Source organism: Streptomyces sp. DSM 106670 (assembly GCF_055792845.1).
In genome coordinates this window covers 2,442,402-2,462,599 of record NZ_CM147704.1, presented here as the reverse complement: position 1 = coordinate 2,462,599, position 20,198 = coordinate 2,442,402, and the positions used below count along the sequence as shown (strand labels likewise).

General features: G+C 72.4%; 11 protein-coding genes and 1 pseudogene. 10 read left to right on the top strand and 2 right to left on the bottom strand.

Features of this window, described 5'->3' with window-relative positions:
• The first annotated feature begins 19 nt into the window (after window positions 1–19).
• The 10 genes and pseudogenes from ACSMXR_RS10925 to galE all read left to right on the top strand — a co-directional run bounded on the left by ACSMXR_RS10925 (window position 20) and on the right by galE (window position 16,583).
• On the top strand, window positions 20–1,546 hold the full coding sequence (locus ACSMXR_RS10925) for a CYTH and CHAD domain-containing protein (RefSeq protein WP_473171744.1): 1,527 nt from the start codon (window positions 20–22) through the stop codon (window positions 1,544–1,546).
• A 52-nt stretch (window positions 1,547–1,598) separates the two neighbouring features.
• Window positions 1,599–3,527, top strand: a complete 1,929-nt coding sequence (locus tag ACSMXR_RS10920) for a TIGR03960 family B12-binding radical SAM protein (protein ID WP_137233048.1) — start codon at window positions 1,599–1,601, stop codon at window positions 3,525–3,527.
• Window positions 3,528–3,594: 67 nt separating this feature from the next.
• A pseudogene (locus ACSMXR_RS10915) lies at window positions 3,595–4,809 on the top strand (hypothetical protein); the annotation flags it as partial.
• Window positions 4,810–4,952: 143 nt separating this feature from the next.
• On the top strand, window positions 4,953–5,735 hold the full coding sequence (locus ACSMXR_RS10910) for a TIGR03936 family radical SAM-associated protein (RefSeq protein ID WP_473171743.1): 783 nt from the start codon (window positions 4,953–4,955) through the stop codon (window positions 5,733–5,735).
• 228 nt (window positions 5,736–5,963) lie between these two features.
• Window positions 5,964–10,214 (top strand): Rne/Rng family ribonuclease, encoded by a 4,251-nt coding sequence (locus tag ACSMXR_RS10905; protein WP_473171742.1) that lies wholly within the window; start codon window positions 5,964–5,966, stop codon window positions 10,212–10,214.
• Window positions 10,215–10,549: 335 nt separating this feature from the next.
• On the top strand, window positions 10,550–11,668 hold the full coding sequence (locus tag ACSMXR_RS10900) for a DegT/DnrJ/EryC1/StrS family aminotransferase (protein ID WP_473171741.1): 1,119 nt from the start codon (window positions 10,550–10,552) through the stop codon (window positions 11,666–11,668).
• On the top strand, window positions 11,665–12,702 hold the full coding sequence (locus tag ACSMXR_RS10895) for a Gfo/Idh/MocA family protein (RefSeq protein WP_473171740.1): 1,038 nt from the start codon (window positions 11,665–11,667) through the stop codon (window positions 12,700–12,702). The genes ACSMXR_RS10900 and ACSMXR_RS10895 overlap by 4 nt, the downstream gene beginning before the upstream one ends.
• Window positions 12,699–14,312, top strand: coding sequence for a glycosyltransferase family 2 protein (locus tag ACSMXR_RS10890; RefSeq protein WP_473171739.1), 1,614 nt, complete (start codon window positions 12,699–12,701; stop codon window positions 14,310–14,312). Before ACSMXR_RS10895 ends, ACSMXR_RS10890 begins: the two co-directional genes overlap by 4 nt.
• Before the next feature lie 4 nt (window positions 14,313–14,316).
• Window positions 14,317–15,603 carry a nucleotide sugar dehydrogenase gene (locus tag ACSMXR_RS10885; RefSeq protein WP_473171738.1) on the top strand — a complete coding sequence of 429 codons (1,287 nt, stop codon included), beginning with the start codon at window positions 14,317–14,319 and terminating at the stop codon, window positions 15,601–15,603.
• Window positions 15,604–15,605: 2 nt separating this feature from the next.
• The gene (gene galE / locus ACSMXR_RS10880) at window positions 15,606–16,583 is read left to right on the top strand and encodes a UDP-glucose 4-epimerase GalE (RefSeq protein ID WP_473171737.1); all 978 of its coding nucleotides are present in this window, start codon (window positions 15,606–15,608) and stop codon (window positions 16,581–16,583) included.
• Between the two features lie 72 nt (window positions 16,584–16,655).
• Here the strand turns inward: galE and ACSMXR_RS10875 are convergent, their stop codons facing one another.
• A complete protein-coding gene (locus ACSMXR_RS10875; protein ID WP_473171736.1) occupies window positions 16,656–18,776 on the bottom strand; it encodes a glycosyltransferase in 2,121 nt (706 codons plus the stop codon).
• Window positions 18,773–20,095 carry a glycosyltransferase gene (locus tag ACSMXR_RS10870; RefSeq protein WP_381797369.1) on the bottom strand — a complete coding sequence of 441 codons (1,323 nt, stop codon included), beginning with the start codon at window positions 20,093–20,095 and terminating at the stop codon, window positions 18,773–18,775. Before ACSMXR_RS10870 ends, ACSMXR_RS10875 begins: the two co-directional genes overlap by 4 nt.
• Between the last annotated feature and the right edge of the window lie 103 nt (window positions 20,096–20,198).

Genomic DNA, 20,198 nt, shown 5'->3' with positions numbered 1-20,198 from the left:
CGCGGGTAGGTGTCCGTACATGGCGGACACCAAACGCGAGATCGAGCGGAAGTACGAAGCCACCGACGACACCCGGCTGCCCGACCTGACCCGGGCGGCCGGGGTCGACCGGAGCGTCCACCGCGGCCTGACCGAGCTGGACGCCGTCTACTACGACACCGCGGACCTCCGCCTCGCCGCCGACGCCCTCACGCTCCGCCGCAGGATCGGCGGGGCCGACGAGGGCTGGCACCTGAAGTTCCCCGTCGCCACCGGCATCCGGGACGAGCTCCACGAACCCCTCGCCGACACCCTGCCGCGCCCGCTGGCCGCCCTGCTCCGCTCCCGCGTCCGCCACGCGGAGCTCGCCCCCGTCGTCCGGCTGCGCTCCGCCCGCGACGTCCACCACCTCACCGCCGCCGACGGCGCCCTCCTCGCCGAGGTCAGCGTCGACCGGGTGCGCGCCGAGCGGCTCGCGGGGGAGGGGAGCGGCACCACGGCCGCCTGGACCGAGATCGAGGTCGAGCTGGCCGACGACGGCGACCCCGCCGTCCTGGACGCCGTCGAGAAGCGGCTGCGCAAGGCCGGGATCCGCCCCGCGCACTCCGCGTCCAAGCTCGCCCGGGCGCTGGCGGAGACGACACCCGTACGGGACGGGAGTAAGCCGAGGAAGAACGCGCCGCACACCGCGGGCGACCACGTCCTCGCCTACGTACGCAAGCAGATCCGCACGATCGTCGACCTCGACCCCGCTGTCCGCCGCGGCCTTCCCGACTCCGTGCACAAGATGCGCGTCGCCACCCGCCGGCTGCGCAGCACCTTCAAGACCCACCGCAAGCTCCTGGACCGCGCGGTCACCGACCCGCTCGGCGCCGAGCTCAAGTGGCTCGCCGCCGAACTGGGCCTCGACCGCGACCAGGAGGTCCTGGACGAACGCCTCGGCGCCCGCGTCGAGGCGCTGCCCGCCACCCTGGCCCTCGGCCCGGTGCGCGGCCGCCTCCGCGCCTGGTCGGCCGCCCGCCGCACCGGATCGCGCCGCAGGATCATCGACGTACTCGACGGGAAGCGGTATCTGGACCTCCTGGACGCCCTCGACGCGCTGAGCGCCGACCCGCCGCTGCGCCCCGCCGCCCGCCGGGCACCGGAGAAGGCCCTGCCCCGGGCGGTGCTGGGGGACTACGAGAAGCTCGCGCGCCGCATGGACCATGCCCTGGAGCACCCGCCGGGCCCCGAGCGCGACACCGCGATGCACGAGGCCCGCAAGGCCGCCAAGCGCGCCCGGTACGCGGGCGAGTCGGCCCGGCCCGCGCTCGGCAGGCCCGCCAAGCGGTTCGCCAAGAGGGTGAAGGCCGTGCAGACCGTCCTCGGCGACCACCAGGACAGCGTCGTCGCCCGCGAGGCCCTGCGCACCCTCGCGATCCAGTCGCACGCGGCGGGCGAGACCGCGTTCACCTGGGGACTTCTGTACGGGCAGGAGGAGGCCGCCGCCGAGGCCCGGGAGCGCGAGCTGCCCGAGGTCTGGGCCCGCGCGTCGGACCCCGGGCTGCGGGCGGATCTGAAGCACTGAGACGCGGGGTACGCTGGATGGTCACCCCTGCCGGCTCACGAAGGTTCGCGAGATGTCTGCCGCATCGGTCTTCCCACAGCTCGAAGCTCTGCTCCCGCATGTGCAGAAGCCCATCCAGTACGTCGGCGGTGAGCTGAACTCCACCGTCAAGGACTGGGACAGCTGTGACGTCCGCTGGACCCTGATGTACCCCGACGCCTACGAGGTCGGGCTCCCCAACCAGGGCGTCATGATCCTCTACGAGGTACTGAACGAGCGCGAGGGCGTCCTCGCCGAGCGCACGTACAGCGTCTGGCCGGACCTCGAAGAGCTGATGCGCGAGCACAACGTGCCCCAGTTCACCGTGGACAGCCACCGCCCCGTCGGCGCGTTCGACGTCTTCGGGCTGAGCTTCTCCACCGAGCTGGGCTACACCAACATGCTCACCGCCCTGGACCTCGCGGGCATCCCGCTGGAGTCCAAGGACCGCACGGTGGACCACCCGATCGTCCTCGCGGGCGGCCACGCCGCGTTCAACCCCGAGCCGATCGCGGACTTCATCGACTGCGCGGTCGTCGGCGACGGCGAGCAGGCCGTCCTGGAGATCACCGAGATCATCCGCGCCTGGAAGGCCGAGGGCCGCCCCGGCGGCCGCGACGAGGTGCTCTTCCGGCTCTCGAAGACCGGCGGCGTCTACGTCCCGCGCTTCTACGACGTCGAGTACCTCCCCGACGGCCGCATCGGCCGGGTCGTGCCCAACCGGTCCGGCGTGCCGTGGCGGGTCTCCAAGCACACGGTGATGGACCTCGACGAGTGGCCCTACCCCAAGCAGCCCCTCGTCCCGCTCGCGGAGACCGTGCACGAGCGGATGTCGGTGGAGATCTTCCGCGGCTGCACCCGCGGCTGCCGTTTCTGCCAGGCCGGCATGATCACGCGCCCCGTGCGGGAGCGAAGCATCACCGGCATCGGCGAGATGGTCGAGAAGGGCCTCAAGGCCACCGGCTTCGAGGAGGTCGGCCTGCTCTCGCTCTCCTCCGCCGACCACAGCGAGATCGGCGACATCGCCAAGGGCCTCGCCGACCGCTACACCGACGACAAGATCGGCCTCTCGCTGCCCTCCACCCGCGTCGACGCGTTCAACGTGGACCTGGCCAACGAGCTGACCCGCAACGGCCGTCGCTCCGGTCTCACCTTCGCCCCCGAGGGCGGCTCCGAGCGCATGCGCAAGGTCATCAACAAGATGGTCTCGGAGGAGGACCTGATCCGCACGGTCGCCACCGCCTACGGCAACGGCTGGCGTCAGGTGAAGCTGTACTTCATGTGCGGCCTGCCCACCGAGACCGACGAGGACGTCCTGCAGATCGGCGACATGGCGGTCAACGTCATCGCCAAGGGCCGCGAGGTCTCCGGCCAGAACGACATCCGCTGCACCGTCTCCATCGGCGGGTTCGTGCCCAAGCCGCACACCCCCTTCCAGTGGGCCCCGCAGCTCAGCGCCGAGGACACCGACGCCCGGCTGAAGAAGCTCCGGGACAAGATCCGCGGCGACAAGAAGTACGGCCGCTCCATCGGCTTCCGCTACCACGACGGCAAGCCCGGCATCGTCGAGGGCCTGCTCTCGCGCGGCGACCGCCGTGTCGGCTCCGTCATCCGCGCGGTCTACGAGTCCGGCGGCCGCTTCGACGGCTGGCGCGAGCACTTCAGCTACGACCTCTGGATGAACTGCGCCGAGAAGACGCTGCCCGAGTTCGGCGTCGACGTCGACTGGTACACCACCCGCGAGCGCACCTACGAGGAGGTCCTGCCCTGGGACCACCTCGACTCCGGCCTGGACAAGGACTGGCTCTGGGAGGACTGGCAGGACGCGCTCGACGAGACCGAGGTCGAGGACTGCCGCTGGACCCCCTGCTTCGACTGCGGCGTCTGCCCGCAGCTCGACCTGGACATCCAGATCGGCCCGACCGGCAAGAAGCTCCTGCCGCTCAGCGTGGTCAACAAGTAGCAGCTCCGTGACACACCACAGGCCCGGTCCGGCAACCCCGGACCGGGCCTGACGCGTCCTTGACGACATGGACTACGGCAAGCACCAGGCGCCCCAGGGATACGAGCCCGGCGAGGGCATCCTGACGACCCTGATCAGGATCCCGGTCCGGATCGTCATCCTGGTGCTCGTCCTGCCCGTCCGCATGGTCTGGGACGCGCTCACCGCGCTCTGGCACGCCGTCGACCGTGTCCTGCTCCGCCCGCTGGGCCGGGCCGTCGTGTGGCTCCTCGACACGCTCGTCCTGACCCCGCTGACCTGGCTGTACACCTGGGTCCTCGCCCCGCTCGGCAAGGCCGCCGCCTGGCTGGCCGTCGCCCTGCTGGTCTGGCCCTGGATCGGCCTGTGGCGGTACGTGATCGTCCCCGTCGCCCGCTACGGCATCGCGGCCCCGGCGGTATGGCTGTACGGATCCGTCCTCACCCCGCTCGGCCACGGTCTGCGGTGGATCGGCACCGCCCTGCTCCTCCCGGCGCTCCACGGCCTCGGCAACGGCATCGGGTGGCTGCTCACCGTGCTGCTGATCGTGCCGCTGGAGTTCCTGTGGCGGTACGCGATCGTCCCGGTGGTCCGTTACGGCCTGGTCGTCCCGGTGGTGTGGCTGTACGCCAACGTGCTCACGCCGATCGGCCTCGGCACGGCCTGGGTCCTGAGCAGGCTGTGGCAGGGCACGGCCTGGGTCCTGGGCACGCTCTGGCAGGGCACCGCCTGGGTCCTGGCACAGCTCTGGCGGGGGATCGCGGCCACCGGACGGGGTCTCGGCCTCGCGGTCGCCTGGCTGGTGATGACGCTGCTCGTCGCGCCCATCGCCTGGACGTACCGCCGGATCCTCACCCCGGTCGGCCGCGAGATCGCCGCCGCGTTCGAAGTCGCCTGGCGGATCGCCGGGTACGTCTCCCGGGCCGTCGGCCGGGCCCTCGCCTGGCTCGCGTGGCAGCTGATCGGCGCACCGGTCTCCTGGGCGTACCGCACCGTGTGCACCCCCCTCGGCCACTTCGTACGGGACTCCGTGTGGGCCCCGGCCCGGCGCGCCGCCGCCGAGGCCGGCCGGGCCGCCCGCGCGGCCCTCGCGACCGCCCGGGAAACCGTGCGCCAGGCCCGCCGCGACGCCTGGCGGGCGCTGGTCGGCTCCACGGACGGCGCACGGTCCCGGGAACCGAGGGGGATCCCTGCGCGTACTCTGGGTAGTACAACGACTGTCCCCAGCGCGGCGCAGGCAACCGAGAGCGCCCCGCTCGGCGAGAATTCGTCAAGCGGGTGTGAGCCGGAGCGGCACCCCGGGGGCCACCCGTATTTCGTGGGCGGCGCGCCACCGCGCCCGCCCCGCACCGAGGAGAAGAACCACTGGGCAAGCGACAGCCCGAAGGCCCGCCGCCCGCACCGGCAGTGCAGCGCATCCGTCTGCGCTACACCAAGCGCGGCCGCCTCCGGTTCACCAGCCACCGAGACTTCCAGCGGGCCTTCGAGCGGGCACTGCGCCGCTCCGAGGTGCCGATGGCGTATTCGGCGGGCTTCACGCCCCACCCCAAGGTCTCCTACGCCAATGCCGCACCCACCGGCACGGGCAGCGAGGCGGAGTTCCTGGAGATCGCCCTCACCGAGACGCGGGACCCCGAGGTCCTGCGCGGACTGCTCGACGCGTCGATGCCGGCCGGCCTCGACATCGTCGACGCGGTGGAGGCCCGCACCTCGGGCCTCGCCGAACGGCTCACCGCCTCCGTCTGGGAGCTGCGCCTGGACGGCGTCGACCCCGAGGAGCTCCGCGCGGCCGTGGCCGCCTTCGACGACGCCGAGACCGTGGAGGTCCAGCGCAAGGCCAAGAACGGCATCCGGACGTTCGACGCCCGTGCCGCCGTCGCCGATCTGCGGGTCGTCGACGATCCGGCCGATAGGCCGGGCGAGCGGCCCTGTGCGATACTGCGCCTGGTTGTTCGGCACGTGACACCTGCCGTGCGACCCGACGACGTCCTGTCCGGTCTCCGAGCTGTGGCCGACCTGGCGCCGCCCGTCCCCGCCGCGGTGACGAGGCTGGCGCAGGGGCTCTTCGACGAGGAGTCCGGCACGGTGACCGACCCGCTCGCGCCCGACCGCGAGGCCGCCCCGACCGCGTATCCCGTGGTCGCCGGGGCAGCCGTCGCGACGGCGCCGGAAGGTGCAGGTTCCGCGTAAGGCGGTCGTTGTAGCGCAGCCCTCCGACTCGGGAGCCACCTGGGTCGGGCCGCGCACTGACCCACAAGACTTTCGCCAGGCCGTACGCACACCGCATACGGAACCGGCGAGCCAGACATCAGTTCCCGTGCGGCGCCCGCGCCCCGGACGGCGGTATCGCACCACTGCGGACCGAGCCGGACCGGAATCAGACGCGGCGCCCGGGAGCACGACGGGAGAACCGCCCGCATGCCTCAGCCGAACGAACCCGGCACGACCGGGAACAACGAAGAGAACACCCCCGGCGACAAGCTGCCGCCGCGCCGCAGGCGCCGCGCCGCTTCCCGCCCGGCGGGCCCGCCCGGCGGCGCCGTGGCCGCCGCCGAGGACGTCATGCCGGCCATACCGGCCGACGGGTCCGCCGCACCGGCCGCGGACGACACGCCCGGCGAGACGGTCGCCGAGACCGCCCCGCCCGCCCGTACGCGCCGCCGCGCCGTGCGTAAGGCCACCGCGCCCGCCGGCGCCCCGGAGCCGGCCGCCGAGCCCGCCCCGGTGGTCGTCGAGACCGCCCCGGCCGCCGAGGCCCCCGAGCCGGCCGCCGCCGAGGAGGAGCCCGCCGCACCCGCGCCGCGCACCCGCCGCCGCGCGGTCCGCAAGGCGACCGCCCCGGCCGGTGCGCCGGAGGCCGCCGAGACCCCCGCCCCGGTCGTCGAGACCCCGGCCGAGTCCGTCGCCGACGTCGCCCCCGAGGCCGTCGAGGACGAGGAGGAGACCGTGGTCGCCGTGGAGACCCCCGACGAGACCCCCGCGCCCCGCCGCCGTCGAGCCTCCCGCAAGGCCACCGCCCCCGCGGGCGCCCCGGCCGCCGCCGAGGCCGTCGTGGTCGAGCCCGCCGTGGTGGCCGAGCCCGCCCCGGCCGCCGAGCCCGCCGCCGTCGTCGAGCCGGAGCCCGCCGAGGCCCCGCGCGGCCGCACCCGCCGCCGCGCTTCGGCCCCGGCCGGTGCGCCGCAGGCCGCCGCGCCCGTCGCCGAGCCTGCGACCGAGCCGGCGCCGGCCGCCGAGGCACCCGCCGCCGAGGCGGAGGCCGCGGAGGAGACCCCCGCGCCGCGCACCCGCCGCCGCGCCTCCCGCAAGGCGTCCGCGCCCGCCGGTACGCCGCAGGCGGCCGAGCCCGTGGAGACCGCCGTCGAGGCCGCCGGGACCGGCGAGAGCCTGCCCGCCGCCGTCGCCGAGGAGCTCGCCGCCGAGGCGGACGAGGTCGAGGAGGCCGCCCCGCGCGGACGTCAGCGCCGCCGGGCCACCGCCGCCGCCGGCCGCCCCGAGTTCACCGCGAAGACCGAGGAGCCGACCCGCAAGGGCCGGCGCGCGACCCGCCCCGCCGTCGCCGTCTTCCAGGCCCCGGTCTTCGCCGAGCCGATGTTCCAGACCCCCGAGACGGCAGCCGCCGCCGCTGCCGCGGCCGGTTCCTCCGCCGCGTACGACGAGGTCGACGAGGCCGAGGAGCAGCAGACCGCCGAGGTCGAGCAGGCCCCCGCGCCCGCCGAGGCCGCGCCGCAGGGCGGCTCGCGCCGCCGTCGCCGCCGCCGCGGTGAGGCCGAGGCGACCGAGCAGGCCGCCGAGGCCGCCCCGGTGGAGACGCCCGCCGAACAGCCCGCCGACGAGGCCCCCGAGGCCGAGGCGGACGAGCACGAGGGCGAGGACACCGACGAGTACGGCGACCGCCCCTCGCGCCGTCGCCGTCGTGGTGGCCGTCGCCGCCGCCGTGGCGAGGCCGGCGACGCGGACGACGAGCAGCACACCGAGGACGCGCCCGCGCCGTCCCGCGCCGAGGAGCCCCGCTCCGAGGACGAGCAGGACCGGGGCCGGACCCAGGACCGGACCCCGGACGCCGCCGAGGAGAGCGACGAGGACGACGACTCCGCTCCCTCCGGTTCGAGCAGCAGCCGCCGTCGTCGCCGTCGCCGTCGCCGCAGCGGTGACGCCGCCGCCGAGGCCGAGCACGGCACCACCGCCGACGACCCGGAGCGTACGGTCGTCAAGGTGCGCGAGCCCCGCAAGAAGGAGGAGCGCGAGCCGGGCACCGGCTTCGACGAGGTCCAGTCCATCAAGGGCTCGACCCGTATGGAGGCCAAGAAGCAGCGCCGCCGCGAGGGCCGCGAGCAGGGCCGCCGCCGCGTCCCGATCATCACCGAGGCGGAGTTCCTGGCGCGCCGCGAGGCCGTCGAGCGGGTGATGGTCGTCCGCCAGAGCGGCGAGCGCACCCAGATCGGCGTTCTCGAGGACAACGTGCTCGTCGAGCACTACGTCAACAAGGAGCAGGCCACCAGCTACGTCGGCAACGTCTATCTGGGCAAGGTCCAGAACGTCCTGCCGTCCATGGAGGCCGCGTTCGTCGACATCGGCAAGGGCCGCAACGCCGTCCTGTACGCCGGTGAGGTCAACTTCGAGGCGCTCGGCATGGCCCACGGGCCGCGCCGCATCGAGACCGCGCTCAAGTCCGGCCAGTCGGTCCTGGTCCAGGTGACCAAGGACCCGATCGGTCACAAGGGCGCGCGCCTCACCAGCCAGGTCTCGCTGCCCGGCCGCTACCTCGTCTACGTGCCCGAGGGCTCGATGACCGGGATCAGCCGCAAGCTGCCCGACACCGAGCGCTCCCGCCTCAAGACCATCCTCAAGAAGATCGTCCCCGAGGACGCGGGCGTCATCGTGCGCACCGCCGCCGAGGGCGCGAGCGAGGACGAGCTGCGCCGTGACGTCGAGCGGCTCCAGCAGCAGTGGGCGGACATCCAGAAGAAGGCCAAGGGCACCAGCGGCTCCAACGCGCCGACGCTGCTCTACGGCGAGCCGGACATGACCGTCCGGGTCGTCCGCGACATCTTCAACGAGGACTTCTCCAAGGTCATCGTCAGCGGCGACGAGGCGTGGGAGACCATCCACGGCTATGTCTCGCACGTCGCGCCCGACCTCACCGAGCGGCTTTCGCGCTGGACCTCCGAGGTCGACGTCTTCGCGACGTACCGCATCGACGAGCAGCTGATGAAGGCGCTGGACCGCAAGGTCTACCTGCCCAGCGGCGGTTCGCTGGTGATCGACAAGACCGAGGCGATGGTCGTCGTCGACGTCAACACCGGCAAGTTCACCGGCCAGGGCGGCAACCTGGAGGAGACCGTCACCAGGAACAACCTGGAGGCGGCCGAGGAGATCGTGCGCCAGCTGCGGCTGCGCGACCTCGGCGGCATCGTCGTCGTCGACTTCATCGACATGGTGCTGGAGTCCAACCGGGACCTGGTGCTGCGGCGGCTCCTGGAGTGCCTGGGCCGCGACCGCACCAAGCACCAGGTCGCCGAGGTCACCTCGCTGGGCCTGGTCCAGATGACCCGCAAGCGGGTGGGCCAGGGTCTGCTGGAGTCCTTCTCCGAGACCTGCGTCCACTGCAACGGCCGCGGCGTCATCGTCCACATGGAGCAGCCGACGGCCGTCGGCGGCGGTGGCGGCGGCAAGAAGTCCAAGAAGCGCGGCCGCGGCGGCGCGGGCCAGGACCACGAGCACGGCCACGACGAGCACGCGGCCGAGCCCGCCGAGACCGAGGCCGAGCTGGCCGCCGAGGTCGCCGCCCCGGTGGCCGTGGAGCCCGAGGTCACCGCCGACGAGGAGTTCTACAGCAGCCCCGCCGAGGCGGAGGCGGCCGCCACGCGCCGTGGCCGCCGTCGGGCCTCCCGCAAGGCGTCGGCCCCGGCCGGCGCCCCGAAGGCCGAGGCACCCGTCGCCGAGACCCGGCCCGAGCCGGTCGTCGACACGCCCGCCGAGGCCCCGGCCGCGGAGGCCGTGGAGGTCACCGAGGTCGTGGAGGTCGCGGAGACCCCCGAGGCACCCGAGGCTCCGGCCGAGGCCGCGCCCCAGGGCCGTACGCGCCGCCGGGCCACCCGTAAGGCGACCGCCCCGGCGGGTTCGCCGAAGCAGGCCGCGGAGCCGGTCCGGCCGGCCGAGCCCACCACGGACCCGGTCGCGGCCGAGGACCCGGTCGTCGAGGCGCCCGCCGCCGAGACCCCGGCCCCCGAGGCCTCGGCGGAGAAGGCACCCGAGGCCGAGGCCCCGGTGGCCGCCCCGCCGCGTGCCCGGCGCCGGGCCACCCGTAAGGTCACCGCTCCGGCGGGCTCGCCCACCGGGTCGGACGAGGCGGAGATCGTCGTGGTCGCTTCGGCGCCCGAGGCCAAGGCCGAGGAGCCCGAAACCACGGCGCCGGAATCCGGTACGCCGGATTCCGAATCCGCCGAGCCGGCCCCCGCGAAGAAGACGGCCCGCAAGGCCGCCGCCAAGAAGGCCCCGGCAAAGAAGGCGGCCGCCAAGAAGACCGTCGCGAAGAAGACCGCCGCCAAGAAGACGACGGCGAAGACGGCCGCGAAGAAGACGACGAAGAAGACCGTCGCCGCCGAGCAGTCGTCGCCGTCCGTAACGGCTTCCGCGCCTTCCGCGGAGGGCGATTCGTCGGCGAACTGATGCATCCGTAACCGGTTGTTCATCTTCAGGTGTCCCGCTCCGAGCACATCGGGGCGGGACACCTGCTTTGTTTCAGAACTGATGCAAGGGCTGGTTAACGAGCCCGAAATGGGCTGAGAAATCCCTGATAATGTGACGGCGGTTGCCATGCGTGTGAGCGTTCTTCACGAAAACTACGGTTGGTGACAAGGCCCGGCGGCGATACCGACCGGGCCGGATTCCTCGGCAGGGCGTCGGCATCGCGCCGGTGGGGTTTACGCGCGACCTCGGTAAGACGTCCCGCACCTCGGAGCTCTGCCTGGTACGAGCTCTTGCGGTGTTCAAGGAGGACGTTCATGACGAGCATCAACGAGCAGCCGATTCCCGCTGCCCGCCCGGTCATCGGGGAAGACGAGATCGAGGCCGCCGTACGCGTGCTGCGCAGCGGTCGCGTCGTACAGGGCCCGGAAGTCGCCGCTTTCGAGGAAGGCTTCTCGCGCCTGGTCGACGACCGGCACTGCGTCGCCGTCAACTCGGGCACCTCGGCCCTTCACCTGCTGCTGCTCGCGCTCGGCATCGGCCCCGGCGACGAGGTGATCGTCCCGTCCTTCTCCTTCGCCGCCTCCGCGAACGCGGTCCGCCTCGTCGGCGCCGACGTCGTGTTCGCCGACATCGAGCCGGGCAGCTTCGGCCTCGACCCGGCGGCGGTCGAAGCCGCCATCACCCCGCGCACCGCCGCGATCATGCCGGTGCACCTCTACGGCCACCCCGCCGCGATGGACCAGCTCATGCCCATCGCCGAGAAGCACAAGCTCGCCGTGGTCGAGGACGCCTGCCAGGCCCACGCGGCGGCCCTGAACGGCACCCCCGTCGGCGCGTTCGGCGCGGGCGGCACCTTCAGCTTCTACCCGACCAAGAACATGCACTCCCTCGAAGGCGGCATGGTCACCACGGCCGACGCCGAACTGGCCCGCACCCTGCGCCTGCTGCGCAACCAGGGCATGGAGCAGCGGTACGCCAACGAGATCGTCGGCGCCAACATGCGGATGACCGACGTGTCCGCCGCCGTCGGCCGCGTACAGCTCGGCAAGGTCGAGGGCTGGACCGAGCAGCGCCGCGCCAACGCCGCGTACCTCGACGCCCACATCATCGCCCCGGCCGTCACCACGCCGCCGGTGGCCGAGGGCGCCCGGCACGTCTACCACCAGTACACCGTGCGGATCAGCGGCGACCGCGACGCCGCCATGGCGAAGCTCACCGAGGCGGGCATCGGCAACGCGGTCTACTACCCGACGCCGATCCACCGGCTCAAGCCCTACTGGGAGCCGGACCAGAAGGCCGGCCGCACCTGGGACCTGCCCGAGACCGAGCGGGCCGCCGCCGAGGTCGTCTCGCTGCCCGTCCACCCCTCGCTCACCGAGGGCGACCTGGCGCGGATCGCCGCCGCCGTGAACGCGCTGGGGGAGAACCTGTGAGCGCCGCACTGAAGGCCGGGCTCATCGGCCTCGGCTCCATGGGCCGCCACCACGCCCGCGTCCTCGCGGGCCTGGAAGGCGTCGACCTGGTCGGCGTCGTCGACCCGATGGGCGACAAGAACGGCTGGGCCCAGGGCGCACCCGTCCTCGCCACCGTCGAGGAGCTCATCGCCCTCGGCATCGACTACGCCGTCGTGGCCTGCCCGACCGCGCTGCACGAGGAGGTCGGCCTCCAGCTCGCCGACGCCGGGATCAGCGCCCTGGTCGAGAAGCCGCTCGCCGACACCGTCGAGGGCGCCCGCCGCCTCGTCGACGCCTTCGAGTCGCGCGGCCTGGTGGCCGGCGTCGGTCACATCGAACGCTGCAACCCGGCCCTGCTCTCGCTCCGCGCCCGCCTGGAGGCCGGCGAGCTGGGCGACGTCTACCAGGTCGTCACCCGCCGCCAGGGCCCCTTCCCGCACCGGATCGCCGACGTCGGCGTGGTCAAGGACCTGGCCACCCACGACATCGACCTCACGGGCTGGGTCACCGGGCAGACGTACACCTCGATCGCCGCCCACACCGTCTCCAAGTCCGGCCGCCCGCACGAGGACATGGTCTCCGCCGTGGGCCAGCTGTCCGACGGCACGATGGTCAACCACCTGGTCAACTGGCTGAGCCCGCTCAAGGAGCGGTTCACCTCGGTCACCGGCGAGCGCGGCTGCTTCATCGCCGACACCCTCACCGCCGACCTCACCTTCCACTCCAACGCCGCGGTCACCACCGAGTGGGAGGCGCTGCGCGCCTTCCGCGGGGTCTCCGAGGGCGACATGATCCGCTACGCCATCCCCAAGCGCGAGCCGCTCCTCGTCGAGCACGAACTGTTCCGCGACGCGGTGCAGGGCAAGCCCGCCGACATCTGCACGCTGCGCCAGGGTCTGCGTACGGTCGAGGTGGCCGCCTCCGTACTGGAGTCCGCCACCGGCGGCACCACGGTCCTCATCCCGGCGGACCGGGGCCAGGAGCAGGAGCAGGAGCAGGAGCCGAGAAGGTGACCACACCCGACGTCACGGTGATCGTGGCCGTCTACAACACGATGCCGTACCTCACCGAGTGTCTCGACTCGCTCGTCGGCCAGAGCATCGGCCACGAGCGGCTCCAGGTCGTGGCGGTCGACGACGGCTCGACCGACGACAGCGGCAAGGAACTCGACCGCTTCGCCCAGCTCCACCCCGACGTCTTCACCGTCGTCCACCAGCCCAACTCGGGCGGCCCGGCCGCTCCGAGCAACCGCGCCCTCGACCTGGCGACCGGCCGTTACGTCTACTTCATCGGCTCGGACGACCACCTGGGCGAAGAGGCGCTGGAGCGGATGGTCGGCTACGCCGACGCCCACGAGTCCGACGTGGTCGTCGGCAAGATGGTCGGCACGAACGGGCGTTACGTCCATCAGAAGCTGTACACCGGCAACCGCGACGTCACCCTCGACGACTCCGAGCTGCCCTTCACCCTGGCCAACACCAAGCTCTTCCGCCGGGAACTGGTCGAGAAGCACGGGCTCCGCTTCCCCGAGGACATGCCGGTCGGCAGCGACCAGCCGTTCACCATCGAGGCGTGCGTCCGGGCCCGGAAGATCTCCGTGCTCTCCGACTACACCTGCTACTACGCGGTCAAGCGCGGCGACGCGAGCAACATCACCTACCGGGCGAACCACCTGGCCCGGCTCCGCTGCGTCCAGCGGATCATGGAGCACACGGCGGCCCTGATCCCGGCGGGCCCGCGGCGCGACGCCGTGTTCAAGCGCCACTTCGACTGGGAGCTGACCAAGCTCCTGCAGAAGGACTTCCCCGCACTCGACCTCGACACCCGCCGCCAGGTGTGCGAAGGCGTCGGCGAACTGGTGGACGCCTACTTCACCGACGGCCTGCGCGACGGCACCGGGGTCAAGCGCCGGGTGCGCTTCGGCCTCGCCCGCAGCGGCGCCGTCCAGGAGCTCACCCGCGCCATCGCGGACGAGACCGAGCACGGAGCGCCGCCCTTCCTGCTGGAGGGCGACCGCGCCTTCGCCTCCTACCCCGGATTCCGGGACCCGGCCGTCGGCCTCGACGACCGCTACTACGAGGTGCTCGGCGAGACGGTCTCGGGCCGCCTCTCCACCGGTACGCGACTGGAGTCGGCCGGCTGGGAGCAGCACGGCACGGACCTGACCTGCGTGGTGAACCTGCGCGTCGGCATCACCGGCGACACCTCGACGGCCGTCGTCGCCCTGGCCCAGGGCGCCATGCCGCAGAGCGCGGACAAGGCCGGCGCGCGCAAGCTCCCGGCAGACGCCCCGCGCCCGCAGCGCGGCGGCACGCTCACCGCCGGCCCGGCCGAGGACGGCGGCACCCTGCTGACCGCCCGTATCCCGCTCGCACCCGCCCGCACCAAGAGGGGCGTCCGCCTCTACGTGGACGTGGCGGGCTCCACGTACGAGATCCCGGTCCGCACCGAAGGGCAGCCGATGCCGCTGGCGCGCCGCTGGGGGACCGCCGACCCCCACCGCGTCTCGGCGAACATCAACACCAAGGGCCGGCTCGTGATCACGACGGCCCCGCTGCGGGAACCGAAGTCCGGCGTGGGCGCACGGCTGCGCCGCACGCTGTCCAGGTCGAAGAGGAAGTAACCCGATGAATATCTGTGTAGTCGCGCTCGGCAAGATCGGACTTCCGCTCGCCGTGCAGTTCGCCGCCAAGGGCCACAAGGTCATCGGCGCGGACGTCAACGAGAAGGTCGTCGAACTCGTCAACGCGGCCACCGAGCCGTTCCCCGGTGAGCACGACCTCGACCGTCTGCTCAAGGAGACCGTCGGCGCCGGCCTGCTCTCCGCCACCACGGACACCACGGCCGCGGTCGCCGCGTCCGACGCCGTCGTGGTCGTCGTCCCGCTCTTCGTGGACGCCGAGGGCACCCCCGACTTCGGCTGGATGGACGCCGCCACCAAGGCCATCGCGGCCGGCCTCAAGCCCGGCACCCTGGTCAGCTACGAGACCACGCTGCCGGTCGGCACCACCCGTACCCGCTGGGCGCCGATGCTCGCCGAGGGCTCGGGCCTGACCCCCGGCGAGGACTTCCACCTGGTCTTCTCCCCGGAGCGCGTCCTCACCGGCCGGGTCTTCGCCGACCTGCGCCGCTACCCCAAGCTCGTCGGCGGCATCGACGAGGCGTCCGCCGAGCGCGGCGTCGCCTTCTACCAGGCCGTCCTCGACTTCGACGAGCGCGAGGACCTGCCCCGCCCCAACGGCGTCTGGGACCTCGGCACGGCGGAGGCCTCCGAGCTGGCGAAGCTCGCCGAGACCACCTACCGCGACGTCAACATCGGTCTGGCCAACCAGTTCGCCCGGTTCGCCGACCAGAACGACATCGACGTCAAGAAGGTCATCGAGGCCTGCAACAGCCAGCCCTACAGCCACATCCACCAGCCCGGCATCGCCGTCGGCGGCCACTGCATCCCGATCTACCCCCGGATGTACCTGTGGAACGACCCGGAGGCCACCGTCGTGCGCTCGGCCCGCGAGGCCAACGCCGCGATGCCCTCGTACGCCGTCGACCTGCTGGCCGCCGCCTACGGCGACCTGGACGGCGTCGGGGTCCTGGTGCTGGGCGCGGCCTACCGGGGCGGCGTCAAGGAGACCGCGTTCTCCGGAGTCTTCGGCGTCGTCGAGGCCCTGAAGACGCGCGGCGCGGTGCCGTTCGTCTCGGACCCGATGTACACCCCCGAGGAACTGACCGCCCTCGGCCTCGTCCCGCACGACGGCCACCAGGCCGTCACCGCGGCGATCCTCCAGGCCGACCACGCCGAGTACCGCGAGCTGGCCGCCGCCGACCTCCCGGACGTCCGCGTCCTGGTCGACGGCCGCCGCACCACGGACCCGGCCAACTGGGCGGGCGTACGCCGCGTCGTCATCGGCGGCTGACGATGACCTGGCTGATCACCGGTGGGGCCGGCTACATCGGGTCCCACGTGGTCGCGGAGATGGCGGGCGAGGAGCGCCTCGTCGTCCTCGACGACCTCAGCACCGGACGGGCGGAGCGCCTTCCCGAGGGCGTCCCGCTCGTCGTGGGCTCGGTCCTGGACCGGGAGCTCCTCGACCGGGTGCTGGCCGAGCACGCGGTGACCGGCATCGTGCACATCGCGGGCAAGAAGCAGGTCGCGGAGTCCGTCGAACGACCGCTGTACTACTACCGCGAGAACGTCGACGGCCTGCGCACCCTGCTGGAGGCCGCCGCCGCAGCCGGTGTCCGGCGCTTCCTGTTCTCCTCGTCGGCGGCGGTCTACGGCATGCCCGACGTCGACCTGGTCACCGAGAAGACCCCCTGCCTCCCGCTCAGCCCGTACGGCGAGACCAAGCTGGCGGGCGAATGGCTGGTGACCGCGGCCGGCCGGGCGCACGGCATGGCCACCGCGTCGCTGCGCTACTTCAACGTCGCCGGAGCCGCTTCGGCGGAGCTGGCCGACGAAGGCGTCTTCAACCTGGTCCCGATGGTCTTCGAACGCCTGGAGGCCGACGAGGCCCCCCGGATCTTCGGCGACGACTACCCGACCCCGGACGGCACCTGCGTCCGCGACTACGTCCACGTGGAGGACATCGCCTCCGCCCACGTCGCCGCGGCCCGCCGGCTGGCCCGGGACCCGTCCGCCGAACTGGTCCTGAACATCGGCCGGGGCGAGGGCTCCTCCGTCGCCGAGATGATCGACATCATCCTCGACGTCACCGGCCGCACCGGCCTGCCCCCGGTCGCCGGGGCCCGCCGCCCCGGCGACCCGGCCCGGGTGGTCGCCTCCGTGGACGCCATCGCCGCGGAGCTGGAGTGGTCGGCCCGGTACGGCATTCGGACCATGGTCGAGTCGGCCTGGGCGGGGTGGCGGCTGCGCCACCCCGGCGTGCTCGTCTGACCGGCGTCGCACCTGTACGGCGGAGGGCCCGCACCCTGGTGGGTGCGGGCCCTCCGCCGTATCGACCCGGGGTCAGCCCAGGAACAGGTCGTCGAAGCGCTTCTGGACGACGGACCAGTCCCAGGTCCCCACCGCGTGCGCGGAAGCCTGCTCGCAGGCCTCACGCCAGGACTCCTCGGACGCCGTGACCTCGAGGATGCGCTTCGCGGCCTCCTCCGGCGAGTCCACGACCCAGCCCTGCGGGTAGAGCGTGCGGGCGCTGTGCGGCTTTCCGGCGTAGAACGGCCAGTCGCGGACGACCGGCACCGCCGCGCTGGCGGCCCCTTCCATCAGACCCACATGGCATCCCTCACGCACCGACGAGCTGAGGATGACCCCGATGTCGGTGAGCGCGGCCGGTACGTCGTCGGTGGCGCCGAGGCGTACGACGGCGCCGGACTCCTCCAGCGGCTTGAGCTCGCGCCGCAGCTGCGTCAGGTAGTCGGCGGTGGCCTTGCTCGTCTTCGGACTCATCTCGTTGCCGACGAGGAGAAGCCGGTAGCGATCGTCCTGCTCGCGCACGCGGTTGAGCACGTCCACGGCCCACCGCGGGTCCTTGGCGACCTGGCTGATCCCGATCAGACCGAGGTTGAAGCGCGCGTCGGCCGACTTGGGGCGGAGGAAGCCCTTGAGCTCCATCGCGTTGTCCAGGACGTGCATCCGAGGTGCTGACGCCTCGCGCAGCTGAGGCACCAGCGACGTCACCAGATCCTTCACATGCGGGGCCACGAAGACGAGATCGTCCACCCGCGAGAAGTCGGTCATGTGCGGCCAGCGGGTGAACGCCTCGTAGCTGTGCAGCCGTACGACGATCCTGGTGTCACCGGGATCGATCGTGGTCAGCATGGCGGCCGGGCCCACCGACCAGTCGACGAACACCGTGTCCGCCCAGTCGAGGTGCGGCCGCATCAGCCGTTCCACATCGTCCTGGTACTCCGATGTGCCGCCGGACAGCCGGTCCTCCAGCATCTGGGGCGCGGCCCAGGCGATCTTCTTGAGCGGCTTGTGGGCGGCGAGGTCCAGGAACCGCAGTTCGACACCGGGGTGGTCCTCGTACCGGGTGCGGATGTGCTGGAGGAAGTTGGCATTGGTGCTGGTGGTCACCAGCAGCCGCAACGGCCGGTCGGACGGCGGGCTCTTCGGCGGTGTCTTCCTGCCGCGGGGCCGTGCGACAGCCCGGTAGGCCGGGGACTTCTGGAGCGGCGCGACAAAGCCCTCCGCGTCCTTGGCCAGCGGTGAGCTGAGCTGGTCGATGTGCAGGACGCGGTGGAAGTCGAGGGAGAGCGCCCGGTACAGGGCCACCGACGCCGATGCGTAATCGCCCTTGGCGAACTGGTCGTCGGCGTGGGCGAGGTGTCCGTCGACCGCCTTGCCGAGATCACGCGGGCTGATGCCCTTGGAGACCTCGGTCATGGCGCTCTCGTGGAGCAGTTGGGCCTTGAGCGCGAGGTCGGGGATCTTCTCGGCCGCGGCACTGAGCGCTATGGCCGCACCGCTGATCCGCCCCGCCTCCTCCATGCCCTCGGCCACGTAGCGCGAGGCCGAGGCGCGGACGGTCCCCGGCATACCGGGGACGGTCACGGCCGAACGCCAGAGCCGGGCCCCCACGGTGGAGCGCATCACCGGGCGCGCGGTGGCGGTCCGCATCACCGCGGCGGGAAGCCCGCTGATGGAGCGCCGCACGTCGCGGGCCACGACGCCGACCGGGGGCAGCGTCGTGGGACGGGGCGGCTCGGAGGAGATCCGGTCGACGGCCCTGAGCGCCGGAGCGAGACCGAAGTGCGCCTCGGCCGTGGTGTTGTACTGGGCGAGCCGCCAGACGGTGTAGACGGCGGCCGGGTCCAGGGCCACGATCACATGGGCCGTGCGGGCCTGCTGACGCAGCCAGCGGTCCCGCTGCGACTGCATCCACACGCGCATGCCCGCCGGAGACTTCCTGGCCTTGCGGCGCATGGCGGAGCTGCGCGTGTTGAGGTTGCGCGGCAGCTGGTGGAGTCCGTCCAGCCCGGCGTCGGTGAGCTCTTCGGCGGTCGAGGTCATCTTGAAGGTGCCGGCGAGGTACACCTTGGCGCCGCGCTCCCGGAACTTCACCAGGGAGTCGGTGAAGAGGCCCAGCGCGGGTCTCTTGCTGGCAATGAACAGGACGTCGGTCACGACGCGGGTCCTCCGGTGACGATCGACTTCTCGGGGAGGGCGGTCGTGCCCTTGACGCCGACGGGTTCGGATGTGTCGGCGGTCAGACGGTCCACCAGCTCGCGCACGGCCACGGTCATCAGCGACTCCCGCGTGTACTGGTCGGCGTGGGCCATCGCCTCGGCATGGGCCTCGTCGCTCGTGTCGACCGCCAGGTGGGCGGCGCGGATGAACGCATCGGTCATGGCCTCGACATCGAGTCCCACGGCTCCCGTCCACAGCGGGTGGCCCCGCAGCACGTTCGACGCGTCGTGCTCCACGACATGGGCGGAGACGATCGGAAGTCCCGTGGCCATGTACTCGTAGACCTTGCCGGACGTCACGAAGCGGCCACCGATGAGGATGAGAACCATGGCGTCCCAGCGCGCATAGATCTCGGCGACCTCGGCCTTGGAGGCGGGTCCGCCGAAGTGGACTCCATCCGCCTCCGCCTCCTTCAGTATCTCGGCGTGCCGGGTTGCTCCGCGGCCCGCACCGTTGCCGATGTGGCCGCGGACCTCGAAACGGGCGTTGGCGAGCAATGGTTCCTGCTCGCGCGCCGCGCGCCAGGCGTCCAGCACCGTTTCGAGGTGCGTCGCGGTGAAGTTCACCGTGCCGAGGTAGCCGAAGGTGAGTCCGGCGTCGAGGTCCGGCTTGTGGGCGTGGCCCGGCGAGCTGTCCGCGTCGTAGCCGTTGCGCACGACACGCACGCGATCGGCGAAGTCCGGGTAGCGGGCGCGGTAGTGCTCCGCGATCGGGTCGTTGACCACCCACAGCGAGACCGCGTGGTCCAGGATCTTCTGCTCCCAGCGACCGAGCTCCGAGTCGCGGGAGAAGGCCTCCGTGCCGTCGATGACGTCGATGGACCAGCCGTCGCGGAAGTCGACGGCGTACGGAACGTGCGCTTCCTCCCACAGCTTCCAAGCTGCGGCCAGGTTCACGTACGGGACACAGCTGGCGACCAGGAGGTCCGCGGGGTGCTCCTGGTGGATGTCCAGCGCCGCCTGTTCCAGGGTCTCGCGCCACTCACCGAAGCTGGCCTCGGGGAAGGTCTTGGCCTGGCGCTTGCGCAGTTCCGTGACCCACTTGGCGGGGCTGAGAGCCCGCGCCTCGTCGAAGAGACGGATGTCCGTCTCCAGGTCTTCGCGCGAGAGCGGCAGCTCGACGACTTTTACGCGCGGGTCGACCTGCTCCAGCAGGGTGAGGTCGATGCCGGAGTCCAGTTCCCATGATTCCTGGGAGATGGTGACGACGGTGACGTCCCAGCCCACATTGATGAACTGGTTCGCGGTTTCGCGCATGCGGTAGGCACAGCTTTTTGCTGCTGGTGGAAAACCGATGGCGAAATAGATCACATGAGGTCGCGTGCCTTTCGCGGGCAGCCCAGACCTGGGAGACACTGAC

Coding starts and splice junctions, on each gene's coding strand:
- ACSMXR_RS10905 (WP_473171742.1), top strand. CDS start 5,964: ATGCCTCAGCCGAACGAACCCGGCACGACCGGGAACAACGAAGAGAAC.
- ACSMXR_RS10925 (WP_473171744.1), top strand. CDS start 20: ATGGCGGACACCAAACGCGAGATCGAGCGGAAGTACGAAGCCACCGAC.
- galE (WP_473171737.1), top strand. CDS start 15,606: ATGACCTGGCTGATCACCGGTGGGGCCGGCTACATCGGGTCCCACGTG.
- ACSMXR_RS10920 (WP_137233048.1), top strand. CDS start 1,599: ATGTCTGCCGCATCGGTCTTCCCACAGCTCGAAGCTCTGCTCCCGCAT.
- ACSMXR_RS10885 (WP_473171738.1), top strand. CDS start 14,317: ATGAATATCTGTGTAGTCGCGCTCGGCAAGATCGGACTTCCGCTCGCC.
- ACSMXR_RS10900 (WP_473171741.1), top strand. CDS start 10,550: ATGACGAGCATCAACGAGCAGCCGATTCCCGCTGCCCGCCCGGTCATC.
- ACSMXR_RS10870 (WP_381797369.1), bottom strand. CDS start 20,095: ATGCGCGAAACCGCGAACCAGTTCATCAATGTGGGCTGGGACGTCACC.